Here is a 23,477-nt window from a genome sequence, read left to right as displayed (position 1 = left end):
ATGGACATAGAGGTCAAAAATGAGAAGAAGAAACCTCAGTTAAAGGACCACGAGCTAAAAGCGTTAATTCAAAAAAGTCAAGATGGAGATCAACAGGCGAGAGATACAATCGTTCAAAGTAATATGCGTCTCGTTTGGTCGGTTGTACAGCGGTTTCTTAATCGAGGATACGAACCAGACGATCTATTTCAAATTGGATGTATTGGGCTCTTGAAATCGGTAGATAAATTTGATTTATCTTTCGACGTGAAATTTTCAACATATGCAGTTCCAATGATTATTGGAGAAATACAACGTTTTTTACGTGATGATGGATCAGTGAAAGTTAGTAGGTCTTTAAAAGAAACAGGGAACAAAATTCGAAAGATGAGAGATGAGCTTTCGAAAGAGTTCGGAAGGGCTCCAACGATTAATGAGGTGGCAGAGGCGCTAGAACTAACGCCAGAGGAAGTTGTTCTAGCACAAGAAGCGAGCCGGGCGCCTTCATCTATACATGAAACTGTATATGAAAACGACGGTGATCCAATCACTATTTTAGATCAAATTGCAGATCAATCTGAAACGAAATGGTTCGATAAAATTGCTTTAAAAGAAGCGATTAGAGAACTAGATGAACGAGAGCGCTTAATTGTATACTTGCGTTACTATAAAGATCAAACACAGTCAGAAGTAGCAGAGCGCATAGGTATTTCGCAAGTACAAGTTTCAAGACTTGAAAAGAAAATATTAAAACAGATGAAAGATCGAATAGACGAATAATTGTCTATTCGATTTTTTTATGAAGTTAATAGGAGAGAGATGTTAATTTTCGAAAAAATTAACAGAATTTATTGATAATTTAGTTAATTTAAAATATAATCCAAGTATGAACTTGTCATAAAGGGGGGAAGGAAACATGGAAACGAGGCAACAATGGGGAACGAGAGCTGGATTTATTTTCGCAGCGGTCGGATCTGCCGTTGGATTAGGAAACATATGGCGTTTTCCTTATACAGCGTATGAAAATGGCGGCGGGGCATTCTTTTTACCGTACTTATTTGCATTATTAACGACGGGTATTTCATTGTTAGCATTTGAGTTTGCTCTTGGTCATCGTCATCGTGGCTCAGCACCACTTACATTTTTCCGTATTAGCCCGCGTGCCGAATTTATTGGATGGTGGCAAATGTGCGTAACATTTATTGTTTCAACATATTATGCAGTGATTATTGCTTGGTCTATATCGTATACATACTTTGCAATTACTGGAGCATGGGGAAAAGACACGCAATCATTTTTATTTAAAGAGTACTTACATGTTGCAGATAAGCCAGGACAATTTGGAGGACTTGTACCGGAAGTATTAATTCCGTTAGCTCTCGTTTGGATTATTGTGCTTGGCGTTGCATTTAAAGGAGTTAAAAAAGGAATCGAAGTTGTTAACCGTATATTTATTCCTTTATTAGTTGTTATGTTCCTTATTATCGTCGTTCGTGCAGTGACGATGGAAGGTGCTATGCAAGGACTAGATGCATTCTTTAAACCAGATTGGAGTCGTATTTTTGATGGGAAAGTATGGCTTGCTGCTTATGGTCAAATATTCTTTAGTTTATCTTTAGCATTTGGAATTATGATTACGTATTCTAGTTATTTACCGAAAAACTCTGATACAACAAATAATGCCTTTATTACTGGATTCGCAAACTCAGGATTTGAATTATTAGCAGGTATTGGAGTCTTTGCAGCTCTTGGATTTATGGCAAATAATATGGGAGTACCGGTTGATAAAGTAGCAAGTGCTGGCATTGGACTTGCGTTCGTAGTATTTCCGCAAATTATTAATGAGTTGCCGATGTCACCGTTGTTTGGTGTATTATTTTTCTTATCGTTAACGGTTGCTGGAATCACATCACTTATTTCACTTGCGGAAGTATGCTTTGCCGCTGTATCTGAAAAATTCAGTTTAAGTCGTGAAAAAACCATTGGAATTATGGGAACCCTTCTCGTGTTAGTTTCTCTTGTTTTTGCAACACGTGGTGGACTTATGTTCTTAGATGTTGTCGACTATTTCGCTAATAATTTCGGATTAATTACAATTGCACTTGCGGAAGTAGTTACGATAGGGCTCATTTTACGTCGTTTACCAGTTTATCAAAATCATGCAAACTTTGTATCTGATATTAAATTAGGAACGTTTTGGAGAGTGAGTTTACTCGTTATTACTCCGCTTATGTTAGGGTATATGCTAATTGATGGTACAATCCAAAATATTAAAAAGAACTATGGAGATTATCCGACTGAGTTTGTTGTAACGTATGGTTGGTCGATAGCAGCAGCATTCCTCATAGTTGCAATAATCATTGGTCTGAAAAAATGGGATGCACAAATTCATTCGGACTCTGCCAAACTTGAAAAAGAATGGAAAGATCGAGGTGTTTCATAATGAGTGGATCAGCGATTATGATGATGGTTATTGGAATCGTAGTCATTTGGGGAGGGCTTGCATTAAGTATTGCAAACTTATTTAAGAAAAAGGCATAAGTAAAAAACATCTGCACCAAAATGGTGCAGATGTTTTTTTATGAAAAAATTGTATTAGAAAAAAATTCAATAACCATACTACAACTACGAGGAAGAGTGAAGGGGTGAATGAAAGTTGGAACAAACGATTTATATTAAAATGCGCAATCGTTTAAAAGTTTCTCCTACTTATGAAGTAAAGCTGGGCGATGTTGCTCAACTTGCCGGAGATTCTTCTGTAGTTGAGTTGTTACAAAATGAGATAGTTTACAAAATAACAGCGCATGATAAGACGCATGTTGTAATTGATGTTATGAAAGTAATTGAGATTATTCAACAGAAAGCATCTCATGTACAAATTAATTTACTCGGTTCTGGACAAACTCTTGTTGAAATTATATACGAAAAAAAGAAGGCGCATCCAGTTTTTTTCGGGCTTGTATGGCTGTTACTTTTCATTGGAGCGGCCCTTGCGATCATTTATTTCCATGAAGATGTAAGTATGCAACAAGTACATCAACGGTTATATTACATGATTACTGGAGAATTTAATGCGCAACCACTTTTATTTCAAATTCCTTATTCTTTAGGTCTTGGCTTAGGGATGGTTTTATTCTTTAATCATGTATTTCAAAAGCGAATTAATGAAGAGCCAAGTCCGCTAGAAGTTGAGATGTTTCAATACCAACAGTCGCTTGATCAATATGTAATCGTTAATGAAAACAAGGATAATATGAAACAACTTGCCGATGATTGAGTCTGGATTTGTTATTTTAATTGGTTTAGCTGGAGGGATTGCGGTAGGTAGCGGGTATGTCGCATTTTTAGCTGTACTTGGTATAATCCCCCGTTTAGCTCAATTAACGAGAAGTGGAAAGCATATTCAATATTTTGAGTGGGCAGTCATTGCAGGTACTTTAACAGGGGCTTGGTGTAGTTTGAAAAACATTACATTTCAAACATCGCAATATTGGCTCGTTATATTAGGGATATTTTGTGGCACGTTCATTGGAATGCTTGCTGCGGCATTAACAGAGGTGTTAAATGTTCTACCTATTTTAGCGAAACGAGTAGGGGTAGAGGGGAAGATTGTTGTTTTACTCATTGCTATTGTACTTGGGAAAGTAATAGGATCGTTGTTTCACTGGATTTATTTCGTAAAGTAGGAGGCAGTATATAAATGACAAGTCAGAAATTGAAGGATGATTACATAAATAAAGTGAAGGAGTATCATCCAAAGCCAAACTATTTACTAAATTGTATCAAAGCATTTCTTGTAGGTGGACTCATTTGTACAGTTGGAGAAGTATTGATGAAATTTTATATACATTATTTTCACTTCAGTGAACAAGAGGCAGGAAACCCAACTGTTGCAACGCTTGTTTTATTATCCGCGATTTTAACAGGATGTGGTGTATATGATAAAATCGGTCAATTTGCTGGAGCAGGATCAGCGGTGCCGGTGACAGGATTTGCAAATTCTATGGCGAGCGCTGCCTTAGAGCATAAGAGTGAAGGGATTGTTCTAGGGATTGCTACAAATATGTTTAAACTGGCAGGAAGTGTAATTGTATTTGGGGTTGTTGGTGCATATATCATTGGGTTAATAAGGTATACCTTTAAAGTTTTTATGTCTTAAAGGAGGGGCTAGTATGAGGTTGACCGGAAAACAAACGTGGGTATTTCAAAATGATATATATGTGAATGCAACGGGTACTGCTGTCGGTCCGAAAGAAGCTGAGGGCCCTCTTGGAAAAGATTTTGATATTTCATACGATGACTTGCATTGTGGAGAGGAAAATTGGGAGCTCGCCGAACGAAGATTAATGTCAGACTCAATTCAACAAGCAGTGCAAAAAGGGAATATAAAAACATCGCAAATTGATTTCTTTTTAGCGGGAGATTTATTAAATCAAACAGTGACAGCAAATTATGTTGCGCGTAAGTGGGGCATTCCTTTTTTAGGAATGTTTAGCGCTTGTGCGACGTCTATGGAGACTTTAGCAGTTGGCTCAGCTTTTATAGACGGTGGATTTGCAAATCGTGTCTTAGCTACAGTAAGTAGTCATAATGCAACGGCTGAAAGACAATTTCGCTATCCAACAGAGTATGGTGGGCAAAAGCCAGGGACAGCAAATTCAACTGTGACTGGTGCAGGATCTATATTAATTAGCAATGAAAAAAGTGCGATTAAAATTACGGCGGCTACAATCGGAAAAGTGCAAGATTTAGGAATCACAAATCCTTTGGATATGGGGGCAGCGATGGCTCCAGCAGCAGCTCATACAATTCAACAGCATTTTGAAGATTTAAGAAGAAGTGCCGATGATTATGATTTAATTGTTACGGGTGATTTATCAGCTGTTGGGACGCCGATTGCAAAACAACTTTTACTTGAGGAAGGTTACGATCTTGGGCATATATACAATGATTGCGGATTGATGATTTATGAATCAAGTCAAGAAGAAGTGTTTGCAGGTGGTAGTGGTTGCGCTTGTTCAGCAGTTGTCACATATGGCCATTTATTACACGAGATGCAAAAAGGGAATTTACAACGAATTTTTGTCGTTGCCACTGGCGCATTATTAAGCCCGATGATGATGCAACAGAAAGAAACGATTCCAACAATTGCACATGGTGTCGTATTTGAAAGAGTTAAAGGAGAGTGAATTGTGGATTTTATATATGCATTTCTTGTAGGTGGAGCTATTTGTGTAATTGGGCAACTATTGTTAGATTTCGCAAAGTTAACACCAGCTCATTTAATGGCAACTTTTGTAGTCATCGGAGCAATTTTAGATGGATTTGGATTGTACGATAAACTAATAAAGTTTGCAGGTGCTGGAGCAACAGTCCCTATTACAAGTTTTGGACATTCACTATTGCACGGAGCAATGCATGCAGCAGAAAAACATGGATATTTAGGAATTGGTATTGGCATGTTTAGTTTAACGTCTGCGGGCATTTCCGCAGCGATATTGTTTTCGTTTTTTATAGCACTTATATGTAAACCGAAAGGATAAATCAAATGAGACGAAGGGTTGTTTTGGTCACAGATGGAGATGAATATGCAAAGCGGACAATTGAGCTTTTAACAAAGGAATTTGGGGGAAGGTGTATTTCAGCATCACAAAGTAATCCAACCAAATTGACAGGGAAAAAAGTTGTTGAGCTTATTATGCAAACGCCATATGACCCTGTATTTGTCATGTTTGATGACAGTGGATTTATTGGAGAAGGATCTGGTGAGAAGGCTTTAAAATATGTGGCTACCCATAAACAAATTGATGTGCTCGGAATTTTAGCAGTAGCGTCTAATACGCATCATTGGGAATGGGCACGTGTAGATGTAAGTGTAGATCGGAATGGGAATTTAACCGAATACGGTGTTGATAAATTTGGACTTCCAGATGGTGAAATTGGCAGGATTAGTGGAGATACAATATATTGCTTAGACGATTTAAATGTTCCTGTCATTGTTGGAGTTGGTGATATTGGTAAAATGTGCGGGAATGATGAATGGGAGAGAGGGTCACCTATTACTAGAAAAGCGATTCAATTAATTTTGGAAAGGAGTGGTTTTTATGACGAAGCCTAAAAAGGTGGATATCCCTATATCAACTTTCATAAGTGACAATGAAAATTATTTAAAGCAGACAGTTGGACTAGGCGTTACATACGATGTTGGCATTCGTAAATTTCAAATTTTGAATAAAGAAATTGGTGTGTTATTTGTAAACGGACTTTGTGATACAAATTATATTATCCCTATTTTAGAAGAAGCGGTGGATACAAATGAGATAAGGGATGTAGAAGAAGATACAGTGAAGCTTTTAGAGAATCGCTTAATCCATCAACAAGTAAGCAAAGTGAAAACGATGGATGAGGTAATGCTCCAAGTATTATCAGGACTCATTGTGATATTTGTGGAAGGTGAAACGGAAGCGTTCGCGATCGATGTTCGTAGTTATCCAGGGCGAACACCGACAGAACCAGATACCGAAAAGGTAGTACGCGGTGCGAGGGATGGGTTTGTTGAAAATATCGTTGTAAATACAGCATTAATTCGTAGAAGAATTCGAGATCCACGTCTTCGAAATGAAATTATTCGAGTAGGAGATAGATCACAAACGGATATTTGTATTACATACGTTCAAGATGTTGCAAATCCAGACTTAGTAAAGATTATAAAACAAGAATTAAATAACATCGATGTAGATGGAATTACGATGGCGGATAAAACAGTAGAAGAATTTGTTGTAAAGCAAAGCTATAACCCATTCCCACTTATTCGATATACAGAAAGGCCAGATGTAGCAGCAAATCATCTACTAGAAGGGCATGTGTTAGTGCTCGTTGACACATCACCAAGTGCTATGATTACACCGACAACATATTTTCATCATTTACAGCATGCGGAAGAATTTAGACAAAATCCAGCTGTCGGTACATTTTTACGCTGGGTGCGCTTTTTAGGTGTTATATTCTCGTTATTTTTATTACCATTTTGGCTAGTGTTTGTATTTGATCCAACTCTTTTGCCAGCAAATCTTGCTTTTATTGGACCGACTAAGATGACGCATTTACCAATTTTATTACAGGTGTTAATGGCAGAGGTCGGACTTGAGTTTTTAAGGATGGCAGCCATTCATACTCCAACGCCGTTATCGTCTGCAGCAGGGTTGATTTCCGCTATATTAATTGGTCAAATTGCAATTGATGTAGGTTTGTTTGTGCCAGAAGTAATTTTGTATGTAGCGGTTTCGATGATTGGTGCATATGCAACACCGAGTTATGAATTAGGATTAGGGAATAAGGTTGGGAAATTGTTTGTTATTATTTTAACAGGTCTCTTCCATGAGATGGGATTTGTAATTGGTATGACGATATTAATTTTATTTTTAACGTCTATAAAAAGTTTACAAACACCTTATTTATGGCCGTTTTTACCATTTGATTGGGGCGCGTTAACAAAAATTTTACTCCGTCCAACAATGTCTAGTTTAAAAGTACGACCAAGTATTGTAAGACCTCAAAATGTAAAAAGACAAAAATAAACGGGATTATACACCCGTTTATTTTTTTTAGCAAAAATTTATTGTTTTTTAACAAAAATCACACATTTTTTGTGTACACTTAGAGTAGATATTGTGTATGGAAGGGGAAGAGGACATGATTAAATTATTTGTAAGTGATTTAGATGACACGCTCGTTTACGATGTGAATCATATGCAAAAAGAAGATGAACGTGCGCTGTGTTGGTTAGCTGAGAAAGGGACAAATATTTGTTTTGCCTCTGGCCGCTTTACACATAGAATTGATGAAGTTGTAAAAAGGTTTTCATTCCCATATTACACAACAGGCTTAAATGGAGCGACAATGTTACTTCCGGATGGGGATTTATTCCATGAATCGAGTTTTGAAAATACGGTTGCCCAGGAAATATATCGATATATACATAAAAAAGGACTAGCGGATATTGTTTGTGCAAATGAGCAGCGATATACAAAAAGGAAAAATGAACAACACCATAATTTTGAAGCGTATATGGGTGTGCATATCGCTGAAATTGAAGCGTTAGAAGAAGAGTTTGGTAAGACTGTGCACCCTGCAAAATTGTTTGTTTTTGGAGAAGAAGAGAAAATTGTGACGTTAGATCAAGAGCTACGAGATACGTTTCAAGGCGAAGCGGAAGTTTTTATATCAGGTAAACGCTATGTTGATATTATGCCAAGAGGCGTGAGTAAGGGTAGTGCTCTAAAGCGACTAATGGACCATTTGCAAATTGAAGCAAATGAAGTTGCTTGTATTGGAGATTCTTTCAATGATATTTCTATGTTTGAAGTAACCCCGCATTCATTTACTCTTCATCATGCCCATCCATATGTAAAGGAGAAAGCAAATCATATAGTGCGTTCGGTTGAAGAGGCTGTTATGAAATTACCGTTACTTGTATAAAAAAGAAGCCCGTCACTGGCGGGCTTCTTTTTTACTTGAATAAAGATTTAACAAAATCAATGATACTTGAGAAGAAATCTTTCACTTTATCTAGAAAACTTTGTCCTTCTTCAGATCCTAAAAAGGCAGAAACGTGTTCTTTTGCTTTGTTTAATTGACTACCAACTTGATTCCAATCGATATTAAGATTTTTCATTTTATCAAATAACGATACTAAGTTATCTAACTGTTCATCTGTTAATGTAATGCCTAATTGATCAGCAATTTTTTTAATTAATGAACGTAAATCTTCTGTTGTTTTTGGCTGTTCTTTTGCAATTTCTTCTTTAATTTTTGCAACAAGTTGAACTGCTTTTTCTTCACCAATTTTATCACCAAGCTGGGCTGTTTGTACCATTTCTTCATTCGCTACTTTTTTAACTTCTTCAGGAATTTGTTTATTGGACGCAGTTTCATATGCTTTCATTAATCCAGTTAAAGCTGCAGTTCCTGAAACTTTAAAAGGTGCGTTAATTTGAATTTCTGCATCTTTTACACCTGCTGTAATCAAAGCGTTAGTGTACATTGCATCTGTTACCCAGTTAATGTTCTTTGATCGTACAATAAGACCAGATCCTGGTTTAGTGTATGTAATCATAGAAGAAGAAATTGCTCTCGTACCAATTTGTGCTTTTGGAACAATGCCTTCTAGAAATTTATGTTCTTCCGCATTAGATACAGTAATAATTGTAGCATCTTTCGGTGCTTTCATTTCTTTTAACAGATCTTGTTTTTGTTGTTCGGATAAGTTCTCTCCTAGTGTAACAATTGATTCTCCCTCGATGATGTCTGCAAATGAAGCTGTTGGCATCATAAATACCGTTACAGCTAATAGCAGAGCTAATAATTTCGTTCTCACGAAAAATCGCTCCCTTTCTCTTTCTAAAATTTTCGGGCAACAAAGTTATTATAGTATATATTTCTTATTTGTCACCTAGCTTTTTCCACATTTCAAAAAAGAAGTATCTAGATTGTCGGATTCTTTTTGTTTCTAGTCATGAATGTGGTAATATAGTGCTGAGATAGTTGAAAGGAGACATATACATATGAAAACTTTAGGATACATATTAATGGAAAACGGTGAAAAAATCGACTTGGAATTTTTCCCAGAAGAAGCACCGAAAACAGTAGAAAACTTTAAAAAATTAGCAGAGCAAGGATTTTATGATGGTGTTACATTCCACCGTGTTATTCCTGGCTTCGTAAGCCAAGGTGGAGACCCAACAGGTACAGGTGCAGGTGGCCCAGGTTACTCTATTCCATGTGAAACTGATGGAAACCCTCATAGACACCTTGTCGGATCACTTTCTATGGCTCATGCTGGCCGTAACACAGGCGGTAGCCAATTCTTTGTTGTTCATGAGCCACAGCCACATTTAGATGGCGTTCATACTGTATTTGGTAAAGCAACAAGCGGTATTGAAACAGTATTAAAAATGCGTCAAGGCGATGTAATGAAAGAAGTTAAAGTTTGGGAAGAATAAGGTAAGGGAAAAGAGAGCTTTTGCTCTCTTTTTTTACTTTTAAATGGGACGGGGTACTTCTTCTGCAGCTCATCATACAAGTAGTATTGTTGCTAAAATATATTGCTTGTGAGAACAAACCTTTAACAAATTACATAGAATACATTACATTATATGTTTCAATAAATATTTTTTGTTATATTAATTTTGCTAGAAGTGTGCTGCTTTAGGGTAACTATTAATGAAGTGATATTGAATGATATGTTTCTTTCCATTCCATATAAAATTTTCTTTTTTTAACTCTATTTATTAAAGGAATAGTGCTGAAACATAGATTTGACTTTCTTCTTTTCGCTTTGTATGATTATCAAGTTGTTTTAGGCTCTTCTCACTCTGTTGAAAATATTGTAAAATGAATATGATATGAAAAGAGTGATTGAGGGGATTACTAGTTTGTAACTTTTGTAAGAAGGGATAAGGGTTATGTTAATTCGTTTTAAAAAAAGTTATGAAAAAATTGCAATGGGGCTTCTTTCGTTTATGCCAACTGAAAAAGATGTGAAAACATTACAATTGACAATGAAAGAATATGAAGCAAAAGATGATTGGCAATTGTATTTGTGGAAAGAGAATGAAGATTTTGTTGGAATAATGGGGATTGTAAAAAAAGAGAATCAAGTATTAGAAATTCAGCATTTGAGTGTCAACCCATCTCACCGTCATGTAGGGATTGGGACAAAGATGGTTCAAGAGTTAAAGAGTAAATTTCTTGAGTTTACAATTTGCGGAAATGAGCAAACAGCAAGTTTTTGCGAAAAATGTAAAGGGCTAGAACAAAATATACATTCGTGAAAGCAGGGATAAGTAGTTTATTATCTCTGCTTTCTTTTTTGTAATTGTTCATTTCGTTCAGTAATGACTTCTGTGCGATCACGCATAGTATGCTTGTTTATAATATATTCACTTGGGATAGCATTCAAATCTTTCCAAGGGAGGTTTTGTTTTTGACATAACTCTGTGCACTGCTTCTCTAACGATGGATCTGATAAGGGTAAAAATAAAGGTACAAAACGTTCTTTTTTATGGATAGATTGCAATCTTTCATTGAGCAAGGAAAGAAGTTGTACTTGATTAATTCCTAAACGTTGTAAAGACACACCGCTTTTTTCTAAAATTGTGATTGCGCTTTTCATCATTTTTGTAGAACCATTCCAGTTATCACGTCTTTGGTGGTATAAAGAAACTGCAATTTGAATGAGACCAACTAAGTAATGATCACGATTTCCTCGTGGTTTTGTCTTCCAGTACTCTTCTAGTATTTCGTGGCATTCAAAATAGTCGTAATCTCCTTGGAAATGAATTAAAAATTGTATGTATTCGGTAGGATACATGTTTTCTCGCCCCTATCTAACGGTTATACATATAAGTGTATCATAGAAATATGAACAATAAACGACTAGGAGATTTCCCCCTAGCCGTTATTGTTCATATTAGCAGAAGCAAGCTGCTCCTACAATAATTAGTAAAATAAACAGTACAACAAGTAATGCGAACCCACCGCTAAAACCACAATCAACGTGACCCATAGTTTTTTGACCTCCTACATTGTTCTTACTACACTGTTATCATATGAAGTGGTGGGCATGATGACATAGGCATCGGTCTATTTTTAATTAAATTTCTTAAAAAGGTTGGATAGAACATGAGTATGCTCTATACTTATGTTGTTATAGAAAAAATGTGGTGGGATGCTTTGTGCAATATAATTTTAAAGTAGAGGCTTTTGAAGGGCCTTTAGATCTATTGTTACATTTAATACATCGTTATGAAATTGATATATATAATATTCCTGTAGCAGATATTACAGAGCAATATTTATCTTATGTGCATACGATGAAAGAACTTCAATTAGATGTTGCAAGTGAGTATTTAGTAATGGCCGCAACGTTATTACAAATTAAAAGTAAAATGTTGTTGCCGAAACATGAAGAAGATGTACTTGATAACGGTGATGATTTTATAGATGATCCTCGTCAAGAATTGATGGAGAGGTTAATTGAATATAAGAAATATAAGCAAGTTGCTACTGAGTTAAAAGAAAGAGAACAAGAAAGAGCACAGCTATATACACGTCCACCAATTGACTTTACATCGTTGCAACAAGAAGAGGAGACAAGCTTGCCTCTTGATGTTACGTTATATGATATGCTAGCGGCATTTCAAAAATTAATGCGCCGTAAAAAGGCAAAAAAACCTGTAACAACACGTATTACTCGTCAAGAAATACCAATTGAACAGCGAATGACTGATATTTTAAAGCAGTTAAAAATAAAGGGTGGTCGCCAAAGTTTTTATGATTTATTTGTTGATGATGAACGTGAAATAATGGTCGTAACATTTTTAGCAGTTCTGGAACTTATGAAAAATCAACAAATCATAATTGAGCAAGAACATAATTTTGATGAAATTTTCGTATCAAGCTCTAATAAATCTGCATAGGGCAAGTATGTAAAATTGGGATAAAAACACTTTATCTCATGCTATGTTTTAATGTATCGTTTGGAACAAGAGAAAAAATATTGAACCGAACGCATTGATTGTGATTCGGTTTTTTGATGTGTATTTTTATGGGAAAATAGAAGGAAGGAGCTCGTGAAATGGATAGGAAAGAACAAAAGTCAATTATTGAAGGCCTTTTATTTGTTTCTGGTGATGAAGGGATTTATCCAGAACAAATAGCGAAAGTTCTTGAAATTGAAATGAATGAAGTAATGAATATTTTAGAAGAAATGCAACAAGAATGTGAAGGTGCAAACCGTGGTTTGCAAATTGTACAGTATGCAAAAGTATATCGTTTTGCTACAAAGAAAGAACATGCTTCATATTATCAAAAACTAATAGATACACCAACAGCTGCTTCGCTCTCACAAGCTGCCCTTGAAACGTTAGCGATTGTTGCATATCGTCAACCAATCACAAGGACTGAAATGGAAGAGATTAGAGGAGTTAAAACCGATAAGGCGTTACAAACGTTGGTTTCCCATTTACTTATAAAAGAAATGGGAAGGGCGGAAGGACCAGGGCGTCCTATTTTATACGGAACAACAAAAGAATTTTTGGACACATTTGGATTGAAAACATTAGATGATTTACCCCCGCTTTCTGAAGAGAATGAACAAATGAATGAAGCAGATTTATTCTTCGGTTCCTTACAAGAGATATCGAAATAAAAGCTTAGCATTTTGCTAAGCTTTTTTTGTATATCAATTATTTACAGTGCCATACTAAATGAAAAAAGGAGACGAGTTATGAGAGGTATGCGGATTATTCTATTATTAGTTTCTGTTTTATTATGTTTTTCTTTAAATAGCGCATCAGCTAAAAGGTATATGATGTCCATTCATACTACGTCTCCTTTACATATGCATCGGCAACATCTTAGTAAAATGAAAGTGAGCTTTTTAAAAGTGGGGCAAGGTGATGCAACACTTATCATAATGCCAAACGGACAAACAATGTTAATTGATGGAGGACCTTATGAAGCAGGAGAGGTTATTATTCAGAAATTAATTGAGAAAGGGATTAATCATTTAGATGTAATTGTCAGTACGCATCCCGATATGGATCATATAGGGGGGCTAATTCCAATTGTAGAGCAAATGCCGGTATCGCTTATATTAGATAGCGGAAAAACATATAGTTCTCTTACTTATCATACATATCGGAATAATATTAAAAAAAGAGGGATACCTTTCGTTTCAGTAAAGGAAGGGCAATATATACCGCTGGATCCACATGTTTCTATACAAGTATTAAACAATGGGAAATCAAAAGATGAAAATAATGAATCCTCAATTGTTTTGAAGGTACGATATGGAAAAGCGGATTTTTTATTAATGGGTGACGCGGATGTACGGACAGAACATGAAATATTAAAACAATTTGATGTACATGCAGATGTTTTAAAAGTGGGGCATCACGGCTCGTATACTTCAACAAGTGAAACGTTTATAAAAAAAGTGGAACCGCAGTTTGCTATTCTGTCTTATGGGAGTAGTAATCCGTATGGACATCCTCACCAAAGTGTAGTAAAACGCTTAAAAAGGCACGGTATAATGGTATATAGAACGAATAAACGTACAGTAGAAATAGAAACAGATGGTGAACATGTTATGTTAGAGTCTAGTGGGTTAATGCCATTGTTGAAGTGACTTCTATATTAGGGGTGGATACTGTCCCTTTTTGGAAAAATGAATACTATATATTATAATTATAATGGACGTAAGAAATTTCCTTTTTTGTTGAATAAAAAGGAAATTTCATTAGAATGTATAGACAACTACTCGTGCATATATTAAGATGGAACTAGGCGAATAAGGTAATAATAACAAGTAGGTATTTCATGGGAAAGGATCGATGAAAATGAAAACGCAAATTGTCATCAATGCCAAAATTTACACAGGTCAAGAAATAGTGGAAAACGGATTTATTCGTTACGCAGAAACCATTAAAGAAATTGGTTTGATGGCTCAATATGTACCACAAGAAAATGAAACTGTTTTTGATGCTACAGGGAAGATTGTAATTCCAGGTATGATCGATGTTCATATTCATGGTGGATACGATATTGATGCGATGGATGCAAATAGCGATGGGTTAGTAACTCTAGGTAAAGAAATGTTAAAAGAAGGGGTTACAACTTACTTCCCAACAACAATGACACAAGCTCCAGAGGCAATTGAAGCAGCGCTAACTGCTGCGAAAGAAGCAAAAGAAAAAGGAGCACATTTCGAATATATTCACTTAGAAGGACCTTATGTTTCAAAGAAACGTGCAGGTGCACAACCACTTGAACATATCGTTCCTGCAAATATTGAGCAATTTAAACAATGGCAAGAAGCAAGTGGGAATTTAATTAAATTAGTAACATATGCACCAGAAGAAGAGGGAGCATTAGAGTTTGAACAATATCTTACTGAAACTGGTGTAGTTGGCACAATGGGGCATACAGATGCAATTGATGCGCAACTAAAAAATAGAAAGATTACACATGCGACACATTTATACAATCAAATGCGTGGATTACATCACCGTGAGCCAGGAGTTGTTGGTCATGTGTTATTAAATCCAGATGTAATGGTTGAAGTAATTACAGATGGTATTCATATTCACCCTGATATGGTGAAATTAGCATATAAGTTAAAAGGACCGAAAAAAGTAAGTGTTATTACTGACGCAATGCGCGCAAAAGGTCTTGAAGATGGATTATATGAGCTTGGCGGACAGCCAGTACATGTAAAAGATGGTAGTGCTCGATTAGAAGATGGAACGTTAGCTGGTAGTATTCTAAAAATGGATCAAGCTTTCCGAAATGTAATTGAATTTACAGGTTGTTCAATCGAAGATGCAGTACTGATGACATCAGTTAACCAAGCAGAAGAGTTTGGATTAAATAATAAAGGTGCATTAGCGGTAGGAAAAGATGCAGACTTTGTTGTGATGAATGAAGATTTACATGTATATGATACGGTTCGTTTAGGAATTCATATGAAGGAAGGGAAGTAATTAAATGAATATTCTTGTTGTAAAAACTCCAGAAGAACTAGCAGAAGTAGGTTATAAATTAATTGAAGAAGTTGTAAAAACAAAAGAAAATCCAACATTAGGAATGGCTACAGGAAGCTCTCCATTAGGTATTTATGCAGAAATGCGAAAAAATAAACTTGATACAAGCCGTGTAACCACTGTAAACTTAGATGAGTACGTAAATTTACCACATGAAGATAAAAACAGCTATCACTATTTCATGCAAGAACAGTTGTTTGATCATCTTCCATTTAAACAAACTTATGTACCAAACGGGATGGCAAGTGATTTAGAGGAAGAATGCAAACGTTACGAGGGCATTCTAGCTGCTAACCCAGTTGACCTACAGATTCTTGGAATCGGTGAAAACGGTCACATCGGATTTAACGAGCCAGGAACACCGTTTAATTCTCCAACGAACATTGTTGAATTAACAGAATCTACACGCCAAGCAAACCTTCGCTTCTTCGAAAAAGAAGAAGATGTGCCAACTCATGCGATTACAATGGGAATTGGAAGCATTATGAAAGCGAAACAAGTTCTACTTGTAGCTATGGGTGCTAAAAAGGCAGAAGCTGTTAAAGAATTATTGCAAGGTGAATATAGTGAAGAGTGTCCGGCTACAGTTTTACAACGTCATCCGAATGTAACCGTAATCGCAGATCAAGAAGCTCTATCTTTATGCAGTGAGGCGATTGCTGATGAACATCGACAAGTATTCACCATTTCCGATCTATTATCAGATTCAAGAGTGGGTGAAACAGCTAATTGAGGACGGCGAATGGAAGCCGGGAGATAAAATCCCATCTGAGAATGAACTTTGTGATAAGTTCGAAGTGAGTCGTATGACAATCAGACAGGCGATTAATAATTTAGTGGAACAAGGCTATTTATATCGGAAGCGTGGAATTGGAACATTTGTCCAACTTCCGAAAGTGGAACAAAAATTGCAAGGAATGACGGGATTCACAGAAGACATGATTTCTCGTGGGATGAACCCAAGTAGTCAATTACTTAGTTTCCGCCTAGTTCCAGCTACTGCTAAAATAGCAGACCGGTTGAGAATACAGGAGGGGGAATCGGTTTATGAAGTGAGGCGTATTCGCTTAGCTGATGATGAACCGATTGCTTTTGAGACGACATATTTGTCGCCAGCTCTTGTAAAAGATATTAACGAAGAGATATTGCAACAATCTTTATATGAACATTTAGAGAAAAAACTGGGCTTTAAACTTGTTAGCGCTACTCAGTCAATTGAAGCTTCTGTTGCAACGGAAAATGAAGCTGAACATCTGCATATTCCTAAAAAGGCGCCTGTACTTGTAATGCGTCAATGGTCATATTCAGAAGGTGAGATACCGCTAGAGTACGTGAAATGTATTTATCGTGGAGATCGTTATAAATTTATTACGAATATTGCACGTAACAAATAGTATATTTCAGTTTGTGAAGTACAGTGGAAATGAAAATGGATAACATGTAAAGAAATAAAAATACGACTCATCCTTATAAGGAATGAGTCGTATTTTTATTATGAGCAATTACGTGGTTAACAGCATCTTTGACGTGATTTACTACATAGTGAGCGTGTTTTTTCACTGCATCATCGGCTTGCGACATAGCAAAACTGTGAGGAGTTAAAGAAAACATAGGAATATCATTGTAAGAATCCCCTATACAAGCAATTTCCTCAGGTTTTATTTGAAACTCATTTAATAAAACAGAAATGGCAGAGCCTTTACTAACATTCGGTGGCATTACATCTAAACATTGTTCTGCTGAGATGAAAGTACTAACTTTCCCGTGGAATTTTTCATCAATTTTTTTCTGAAGGAGTTGTAAGCTCTCCTTTGTTCCACCGACAGAAATTTTATTTGGGAAAATTGTATCATCAATCTTCTGTAGTAAGTTTGGTTCTTCAACAGAAGTCATTGTTACTTGTTGTTCAAGTTCTTGAATAAAAGGTGTTTTCTCTTCAATGTAATAATTATGCTCATCACTTACATAACGGAAATAAGGATTTTCATTCGTCATAGCTAACAAATCGGGAAGTATGCTGGAATCAAAAGTTGCAGATAATAGTTGTTTATTTTCATGTGTATATACAAAAACACCATTTACACTAATACGATGAAAATTTGTATTTACAGCTTTCATTAAGTCTGCAATTTCATTATCAAGTCTTCCGGAAGCGAAGCAAAGAATAACATTTTGCTCGGCGAGGCTGCGTAGTGCCGCAACATCTTGCTCATCAATAAGACCTCCGTGTTGCATCATTGTACCATCGATATCACTTACAAACATTTTAATCATGTTGTTATCTCCTTTCTATGTACAGTTGCTCTTACATTATACGCATCATATATAAACATGTCTAAAAAATGAATTTTTATTAAATGGCAGATGTTTTACATTGACGACAAAGAAGAATATTCTGTAACATAAAAGTAGGCTATTTAAGTACGAGGGTGGTGTTATATGAATAATTATCTAGAAATTAAAAAAGTTTTAAATAATAATGTCATCATTGCTAGCCATCCTGAACACGAGGAAGTAGTAGTGATTGGTAAAGGAATTGGATTTGGGAAAAAAGCGAAAGATGTATTGGAGCAAGAACAAATCGAAAAAATGTTTGTCTTAAAAAATGAACGTGATCGTGAACAATATAAATTATTAGTGCCGCATGTTAGTGAAAAATTAATTGAATTGATGAACGATATTATGCTGTACATTCAAGAAAAAGCAAAATCTCCACTAAATGAACATATTCATATTGCGTTAACAGATCATATTTCATTTGCAATTAAAAGGTTAAAACAAGGACTTACAATTGATAATCCTTTTTTAGTTGAAACAAAAATGCTCTATCCAGAGGAATATGAAATTGCTGAAGGTGTTGTAGAACTTTTAAATTCTCGTTTGCAAATTACATTGCCAGAAGGAGAAATTGGTTTTATTGCACTTCACATTTACAGTTCGCTTACAAATTCTGATTTATCTTCAGTTAATCAAAACTCCCGTCTCATTGCACAACTTGTATCTTTAATTGAGACAAACTTACAAATTACATTAGATCAAGAGAGCATTCATTATTTACGCCTTATTCGTCATCTTCAATATGCTATTGAGAGGGTGAAAAAAGGAGAAAAAGTAGAGGAATCGCAAAGTTTTGCTGATTTATTAAAGGCGGAGTATCCAGTTTGCTATAACGTGGCTTGGAAGCTAGTTAAGGTCATGCAAAAAGAGTTGCAACTACCTGTATATGAAGCTGAAAGTATTTATTTAACGATGCACTTGCAACGCTTAGTAAAGGCAGAGCATGTGTAAAAAGTCATATATTTTTGTCTAAAATGAAAACGTTAAAAAAAATGATTGAATCGCTTACAATAGTTATGTATAATAACTATTGCAAAGTTATACAAATTTCGACAAACAGATTAAGGAGAGTAACGAAAACGTTTGCCTTAATTATAGTGAACTTATACGTAAACCTATTTTTGACACGTGTTACTGATTCGATCAGGCATGAGTGGAGAAAAGTAAGGAATGTAAGCTAGAGAAAGGGATATACTACCCTTTGTATAGCTATCGTTCTATCTTTTTTTCCTCATGTCTTTTTGGCGTTTGTCGGAAGGTATCAATATAGATAAGAGAGGAAGGGTTTCCATGTTTAAGAAGATCTTTGGTGTTCTTCAAAAAGTCGGAAAAGCGTTAATGCTTCCAGTAGCGATTTTACCGGCGGCAGGTATTTTACTTGGATTTGGTAATGCATTTCAAAATCCACAGTTAACAAATGTTATTCCTGCTTTAAAAGCAGATTGGTTCGTAATGGTTGCAAAAATTATGGAACAATCTGGTGATATTATTTTCGCTAACCTTGCATTATTATTCGCAGTTGGGGTAGCAATTGGTTTAGCTGGTGGAGACGGAGTAGCTGGTTTAGCAGCATTCGTCGGCTACTTAATTATGAACAAAACGATGAGTGTGTTCTTAGAAGTAGATAAGCTAGTGAAAGTAACAAGTTCTGGAGCAGACCCAGTAAAAATTGGATTTGCAGATCCAGCGTATGCAAACGTATTAGGTATTCCGACGCTACAAACAGGGGTATTTGGTGGTATTATCGTCGGTATAGTAGCGGCATATTGCTATAATAAATACTTCAACATTGAATTACCATCATACTTAGGTTTCTTTGCAGGTAAGCGTTTCGTACCGATCGCAACTGCAACATTCTCTTTAATAGTAGGTATTATCATGTGCTTCGTTTGGCCATACATTCAAGGTGGCTTAAACACGTTCTCACATCAAATGATTGATGCGAATAGAACAATCGCAGCATTTATATTCGGTTTAATTGAACGTTCATTAATTCCATTTGGACTACACCACATTTTTTATTCACCGTTCTGGTTCGAATTCGGTCAGTATACAAATGCAGCTGGCGAATTAATCCGTGGTGACCAAAAAATCTTTATGGCACAGTTAAAAGACGGTGTAGAATTAACGGCAGGTACATTTACAACTGGTAAGTATCCGTTCATGATGTTCGGTCTTCCAGCAGCAGCTTTAGCAATGTATCATGAAGCACGTCCAGAAAATAAAAAATTAGCAGCAGGTATTTTAGGTTCTGCAGCATTAACATCTTTCTTAACAGGTATTACAGAGCCACTTGAATTTTCATTCTTATTCGTAGCGCCAGTATTATTCGGAATTCATGCTGTATTTGCTGGTCTATCATTTATGACAATGCAAATTTTAGGTGTTAAAATTGGTATGACATTCTCTGGTGGTTTAATTGACTTCCTATTATTCGGTGTATTACCAGGCCGTACAGCATGGTGGTGGGTAATTATTGTTGGTCTTGTACTAGCAGTTATTTACTACTTCGGATTCCGCTTTGCAATCCGTAAATGGAATCTAAAAACACCTGGTCGTGAAGAGGCAAATGCGAATGACGGTGCAGGAAAAGCAGAAGCAGGCGAACTTCCTCGTGAAGTATTAGTAGCACTTGGTGGTAAAGAAAACATTGCTTCTTTAGATGCTTGTATTACTCGTTTACGTGTTCAAGTTAACGAACAAAAGAATGTAAACAAAGACCGCTTAAAAGAACTTGGAGCAGCTGGTGTACTTGAAGTTGGAAATAACATTCAAGCTATTTTCGGACCGAAATCTGACACGTTAAAATCACAAATTCATGATATTATGTCAGGTCGTACACCTCATGTTGAAAAAGAAGAACCTGTAAAAGTGGAAGAAACTCCTCAAAAAGTTGATGAAAATGAAACAATTGTATCACCAATTGAAGGGAAAATATTACCAATTACAGAAGTACCTGACCAAGTATTCTCAGGAAAAATGATGGGAGATGGATTTGCAATTGAGCCAACTGAAGGAACAGTAGTTTCTCCAGTTAACGGTGAGATCGTTAATGTATTCCCTACAAAACATGCGATTGGTATTCAATCTGAAGGCGGAAAAGAAATTTTGATCCACTTCGGTATTGATACTGTAAAATTAAATGGTGAAGGTTTTGAAGCGCTTGTAGCACAAGGCGACAAGGTGAAACAAGGCCAACCATTATTAAAAGTAGATCTTGCATTTGTAAAAGAAAATGCACCATCTATCATTACACCAATTGTCTTTACAAACTTACAACAAGGGCAACAAGTCGAATTGAAAAAAGATGGAAATGTTAAGAAGGGCGAAACCGCTATTATTGACATTCAGTAGGAATTTGACGCAAAATGTTTATAATTATAATAGGCGATGTGGTTGACCGAACATCGCCTATTATATACAATAGATGATGTAGTACTCACGTCTATACAACTAAAAAAATACTGTAATTTAAAGGAGATAAATTATCATGGAAAAAATCTTTAAAGTAACTAGCGACTCAGGAATTCATGCTCGTCCAGCAACTCTACTTGTAAACACTGCAAGCAAATTCGGTTCTGACATTAACTTAGAGTATAACGGAAAGAACGTTAACTTAAAATCAATCATGGGCGTAATGTCTTTAGGTATTCAACAAAACGCAGAAATTAAAATCACTGCAAATGGTGATGATGCAGCTCAAGCACTAGCAGCTATCGAAGAAACTATGAAAAACGAAGGATTAGGAGAATAATGACTCTTAACATTCAAGGGATCGCTGCATCAAGTGGGATTGCTATTGCAAAGGCTTTCAGACTTGAAAATCCTGAATTTAACATCGAAAAGAAATCAATTACAAACGAAGCTGCAGAAATTGCACGCTTAGACGCTGCGCTTGAGAAAGCAAAAACTGAATTAGAAGCTATTAAAGACCACGCATTTGCTGAGCTAGGTGCTGACAAAGCTGCGATCTTTGAAGCACATTTATTAGTGTTAAATGATCCAGAACTAGTAAACCCAGTAAAAGATAAAGTGAATAGCGAAAAAGTAAATGCTGAATTTGCAATGGATGAAGTTGCATCAATGTTTATTTCTATGTTTGAAAACATGGATAACGAATATATGAAAGAACGTGCTGCAGACATTCGTGACGTAACAAAACGCGTTCTTGCACATTTACTAGGAATTAACTTCTCAAATCCTGGTACAATTTCTGAAGAGGTAATCATCATTGCTGAAGATTTAACACCATCTGATACAGCTCAGTTAAACCGTAAGTATGCAAAAGGTTTCACTACTGATATCGGTGGACGTACATCTCACTCTGCAATTATGGCTCGTTCTATGGAAATTCCAGCTGTTGTTGGTACAAAAGTTGTTATGGAGAAAATCCAAAACGGCGATATCGTTATCATTGACGGTTTAGATGGAGAAGTAATTGTAAACCCATCAGAAGAAACTCTTCGTTCGTTTGAAGAAAAGAAAGCGAAATTTGAAGAGCAAAAAACTGAATGGGCAAAATTAAAAGACCAAGCTACTGTAACAAGTGATGGACATCACGTTGAGCTTGTTGCAAATATCGGAACACCAAATGATGTACAAGGTATTATCGATAATGGTGGAGAAGGCGTTGGTTTATACCGTACAGAATTCTTATACATGGGCCGTGACAATCTTCCAACAGAAGAAGAGCAGTTCGAAGCGTATAAAGCAGTTCTTGAAGGTGTAAAAGAAGGTCAACCAGTCGTTGTTCGTACACTTGACATCGGTGGAGATAAAGAGCTTCCATACTTACATTTACCAAAAGAAATGAACCCATTCTTAGGATACCGTGCAATTCGCTTATGTCTTGATGAGCAAGATGTGTTCCGTACACAACTTCGTGCATTACTTCGTGCTAGCGTATACGGCAACTTAAAAATTATGTTCCCAATGATTGCAACTCTTGATGAGTTCCGTCAAGCGAAAGCGATTTTATTAGAAGAGAAAGCGAAACTTGTAGAAGCGGGTACAACTGTTTCTGATTCTATTGAAGTTGGTATGATGGTTGAAATCCCAGCTTCAGCAGTATTAGCAGATCAATTCGCGAAAGAAGTTGATTTCTTCTCTATCGGAACGAATGATTTAATCCAATACACAATGGCTGCAGACCGTATGAACGAACAAGTATCATACTTATACCAACCATATAACCCATCTATTTTACGTCTTGTAAAAATGGTTATCGATGCTGCTCATAAAGAAGGCAAATGGGCTGGCATGTGTGGTGAGATGGCGGGAGATTCACTTGCTATCCCATTATTATTAGGATTAGGTTTAGATGAGTTCAGTATGAGTGCAACATCTATTCTTCCTGCAAGAACACAACTAAGCAAGTTGTCAAAAGCAGAAATGGAAACATTAGCAGAAAAAGCATTATTGATGTCAACTGCTGAAGAAGTTGTTGAACTAGTTAAAAGCATATAATTAATAAAAAAACCTGAGTCGATTTGAAATCGGTCTCAGGTTTTTTCTATGAGAAAAGTAAATCTTGTTTTCTTACTATAGAGGATAAGA

General features: G+C 36.1%; 27 protein-coding genes. 23 read left to right on the top strand and 4 right to left on the bottom strand.

All coding sequences use genetic code 11. The features are described from left to right. The 11 genes from sigF (at position 1) to BCG9842_RS20240 (ending at position 8,457) form a co-directional block, all read left to right on the top strand. Positions 1 to 759: an RNA polymerase sporulation sigma factor SigF gene (sigF, locus tag BCG9842_RS20290; RefSeq protein ID WP_000350729.1), complete on the top strand. Its 759-nt coding sequence runs from the start codon at positions 1 to 3 to the stop codon at positions 757 to 759. Between the two features lie 136 nt (positions 760 to 895). Further along, positions 896 to 2,422, top strand: a complete 1,527-nt coding sequence (locus BCG9842_RS20285) for a sodium-dependent transporter (protein WP_000450082.1) — start codon at positions 896 to 898, stop codon at positions 2,420 to 2,422. Continuing rightward, a complete protein-coding gene (locus BCG9842_RS20280; protein WP_000016826.1) occupies positions 2,422 to 2,520 on the top strand; it encodes a methionine/alanine import family NSS transporter small subunit in 99 nt (32 codons plus the stop codon). Before BCG9842_RS20285 ends, BCG9842_RS20280 begins: the two co-directional genes overlap by 1 nt. Before the next feature lie 115 nt (positions 2,521 to 2,635). Next, complete coding sequence (locus BCG9842_RS20275; protein WP_000438368.1) at positions 2,636 to 3,256, top strand: stage V sporulation protein AA; 621 nt, start codon at positions 2,636 to 2,638, stop codon at positions 3,254 to 3,256. Beyond that, complete coding sequence (gene spoVAB, locus BCG9842_RS20270) at positions 3,249 to 3,665, top strand: stage V sporulation protein SpoVAB (RefSeq protein WP_000572938.1); 417 nt, start codon at positions 3,249 to 3,251, stop codon at positions 3,663 to 3,665. The genes BCG9842_RS20275 and spoVAB overlap by 8 nt, the downstream gene beginning before the upstream one ends. A 14-nt stretch (positions 3,666 to 3,679) precedes the next feature. Next, entirely contained in the window at positions 3,680 to 4,138 is a 459-nt protein-coding gene (spoVAC, locus tag BCG9842_RS20265; RefSeq protein ID WP_000203809.1) for a stage V sporulation protein AC, read from the top strand. A gap of 13 nt (positions 4,139 to 4,151) precedes the next feature. Next, entirely contained in the window at positions 4,152 to 5,168 is a 1,017-nt protein-coding gene (gene spoVAD / locus BCG9842_RS20260; RefSeq protein ID WP_001241139.1) for a stage V sporulation protein AD, read from the top strand. A 3-nt stretch (positions 5,169 to 5,171) separates the two neighbouring features. Further along, positions 5,172 to 5,522, top strand: a complete 351-nt coding sequence (spoVAE, locus tag BCG9842_RS20255; protein ID WP_000345907.1) for a stage V sporulation protein AE — start codon at positions 5,172 to 5,174, stop codon at positions 5,520 to 5,522. Positions 5,523 to 5,527: 5 nt separating this feature from the next. After that, the gene (locus BCG9842_RS20250) at positions 5,528 to 6,097 is read left to right on the top strand and encodes a stage V sporulation protein AE (protein WP_001254416.1); all 570 of its coding nucleotides are present in this window, start codon (positions 5,528 to 5,530) and stop codon (positions 6,095 to 6,097) included. Then, the gene (gene spoVAF, locus BCG9842_RS20245) at positions 6,084 to 7,556 is read left to right on the top strand and encodes a spore germination protein SpoVAF (RefSeq protein ID WP_000165593.1); all 1,473 of its coding nucleotides are present in this window, start codon (positions 6,084 to 6,086) and stop codon (positions 7,554 to 7,556) included. The genes BCG9842_RS20250 and spoVAF overlap by 14 nt, the downstream gene beginning before the upstream one ends. A 97-nt stretch (positions 7,557 to 7,653) precedes the next feature. Further along, positions 7,654 to 8,457: a Cof-type HAD-IIB family hydrolase gene (locus BCG9842_RS20240; RefSeq protein WP_002082221.1), complete on the top strand. Its 804-nt coding sequence runs from the start codon at positions 7,654 to 7,656 to the stop codon at positions 8,455 to 8,457. Positions 8,458 to 8,488: 31 nt separating this feature from the next. Here the strand turns inward: BCG9842_RS20240 and BCG9842_RS20235 are convergent, their stop codons facing one another. Beyond that, complete coding sequence (locus BCG9842_RS20235) at positions 8,489 to 9,355, bottom strand: DUF1002 domain-containing protein (RefSeq protein ID WP_001259343.1); 867 nt, start codon at positions 9,353 to 9,355, stop codon at positions 8,489 to 8,491. 187 nt (positions 9,356 to 9,542) lie between these two features. Here BCG9842_RS20235 and BCG9842_RS20230 point away from each other — a divergent pair, with 187 nt between their 5' ends. Together BCG9842_RS20230 and ribT are read left to right on the top strand one after the other, a co-directional pair. Next, a complete protein-coding gene (locus BCG9842_RS20230; RefSeq protein WP_000853784.1) occupies positions 9,543 to 9,980 on the top strand; it encodes a peptidylprolyl isomerase in 438 nt (145 codons plus the stop codon). A 462-nt stretch (positions 9,981 to 10,442) separates the two neighbouring features. Next, entirely contained in the window at positions 10,443 to 10,811 is a 369-nt protein-coding gene (gene ribT, locus BCG9842_RS20225; protein WP_000908401.1) for a GNAT family N-acetyltransferase RibT, read from the top strand. A gap of 20 nt (positions 10,812 to 10,831) precedes the next feature. Here the strand turns inward: ribT and BCG9842_RS20220 are convergent, their stop codons facing one another. Both BCG9842_RS20220 and BCG9842_RS30285 read right to left on the bottom strand, forming a co-directional pair. Beyond that, the gene (locus BCG9842_RS20220; RefSeq protein WP_000283612.1) at positions 10,832 to 11,350 is read right to left on the bottom strand and encodes a DUF309 domain-containing protein; all 519 of its coding nucleotides are present in this window, start codon (positions 11,348 to 11,350) and stop codon (positions 10,832 to 10,834) included. 99 nt (positions 11,351 to 11,449) lie between these two features. Further along, on the bottom strand, positions 11,450 to 11,545 hold the full coding sequence (locus BCG9842_RS30285) for a YjcZ family sporulation protein (protein ID WP_000510194.1): 96 nt from the start codon (positions 11,543 to 11,545) through the stop codon (positions 11,450 to 11,452). Positions 11,546 to 11,714: 169 nt separating this feature from the next. Here BCG9842_RS30285 and scpA point away from each other — a divergent pair, with 169 nt between their 5' ends. From scpA to BCG9842_RS20190, 6 genes are all read left to right on the top strand, one after another. Then, complete coding sequence (scpA, locus tag BCG9842_RS20215; protein ID WP_001199753.1) at positions 11,715 to 12,458, top strand: segregation/condensation protein A; 744 nt, start codon at positions 11,715 to 11,717, stop codon at positions 12,456 to 12,458. Positions 12,459 to 12,616: 158 nt separating this feature from the next. Continuing rightward, positions 12,617 to 13,189, top strand: coding sequence for a segregation/condensation protein ScpB (gene scpB, locus BCG9842_RS20210; RefSeq protein ID WP_000375173.1), 573 nt, complete (start codon positions 12,617 to 12,619; stop codon positions 13,187 to 13,189). 78 nt (positions 13,190 to 13,267) lie between these two features. Further along, on the top strand, positions 13,268 to 14,170 hold the full coding sequence (locus BCG9842_RS20205) for a ComEC/Rec2 family competence protein (protein WP_001214828.1): 903 nt from the start codon (positions 13,268 to 13,270) through the stop codon (positions 14,168 to 14,170). Positions 14,171 to 14,381: 211 nt separating this feature from the next. Then, positions 14,382 to 15,524: an N-acetylglucosamine-6-phosphate deacetylase gene (gene nagA / locus BCG9842_RS20200; protein WP_002082222.1), complete on the top strand. Its 1,143-nt coding sequence runs from the start codon at positions 14,382 to 14,384 to the stop codon at positions 15,522 to 15,524. A gap of 4 nt (positions 15,525 to 15,528) precedes the next feature. Continuing rightward, positions 15,529 to 16,317 carry a glucosamine-6-phosphate deaminase gene (nagB, locus tag BCG9842_RS20195; RefSeq protein WP_001024215.1) on the top strand — a complete coding sequence of 263 codons (789 nt, stop codon included), beginning with the start codon at positions 15,529 to 15,531 and terminating at the stop codon, positions 16,315 to 16,317. Next, positions 16,247 to 16,978 (top strand): GntR family transcriptional regulator, encoded by a 732-nt coding sequence (locus tag BCG9842_RS20190; protein WP_014894892.1) that lies wholly within the window; start codon positions 16,247 to 16,249, stop codon positions 16,976 to 16,978. Before nagB ends, BCG9842_RS20190 begins: the two co-directional genes overlap by 71 nt. A 73-nt stretch (positions 16,979 to 17,051) precedes the next feature. Here the strand turns inward: BCG9842_RS20190 and BCG9842_RS20185 are convergent, their stop codons facing one another. Further along, positions 17,052 to 17,858 carry a Cof-type HAD-IIB family hydrolase gene (locus tag BCG9842_RS20185; RefSeq protein ID WP_000594250.1) on the bottom strand — a complete coding sequence of 269 codons (807 nt, stop codon included), beginning with the start codon at positions 17,856 to 17,858 and terminating at the stop codon, positions 17,052 to 17,054. Positions 17,859 to 18,023: 165 nt separating this feature from the next. Here BCG9842_RS20185 and glcT point away from each other — a divergent pair, with 165 nt between their 5' ends. The 4 genes from glcT to ptsP all read left to right on the top strand — a co-directional run bounded on the left by glcT (position 18,024) and on the right by ptsP (position 23,387). Continuing rightward, entirely contained in the window at positions 18,024 to 18,872 is an 849-nt protein-coding gene (gene glcT / locus BCG9842_RS20180; RefSeq protein WP_001067323.1) for a glucose PTS transporter transcription antiterminator GlcT, read from the top strand. A 339-nt stretch (positions 18,873 to 19,211) separates the two neighbouring features. Further along, entirely contained in the window at positions 19,212 to 21,275 is a 2,064-nt protein-coding gene (ptsG, locus tag BCG9842_RS20175; protein ID WP_000473176.1) for a PTS glucose transporter subunit IIABC, read from the top strand. Positions 21,276 to 21,411: 136 nt separating this feature from the next. Continuing rightward, positions 21,412 to 21,675: a phosphocarrier protein HPr gene (gene ptsH, locus BCG9842_RS20170; protein WP_000411080.1), complete on the top strand. Its 264-nt coding sequence runs from the start codon at positions 21,412 to 21,414 to the stop codon at positions 21,673 to 21,675. Further along, positions 21,675 to 23,387, top strand: a complete 1,713-nt coding sequence (gene ptsP, locus BCG9842_RS20165) for a phosphoenolpyruvate--protein phosphotransferase (protein ID WP_000174215.1) — start codon at positions 21,675 to 21,677, stop codon at positions 23,385 to 23,387. The genes ptsH and ptsP overlap by 1 nt, the downstream gene beginning before the upstream one ends. The last annotated feature ends 90 nt before the right edge of the window (positions 23,388 to 23,477 follow it).

It is taken from the genome of Bacillus cereus G9842, from assembly GCF_000021305.1.
In the GTDB taxonomy this organism is placed as follows: Bacteria; Bacillota; Bacilli; order Bacillales; family Bacillaceae_G; genus Bacillus_A; species Bacillus_A thuringiensis_S.
Note: the sequence above shows the minus strand (reverse complement) of the source record. Positions and strands in the feature narration are given on the sequence as shown.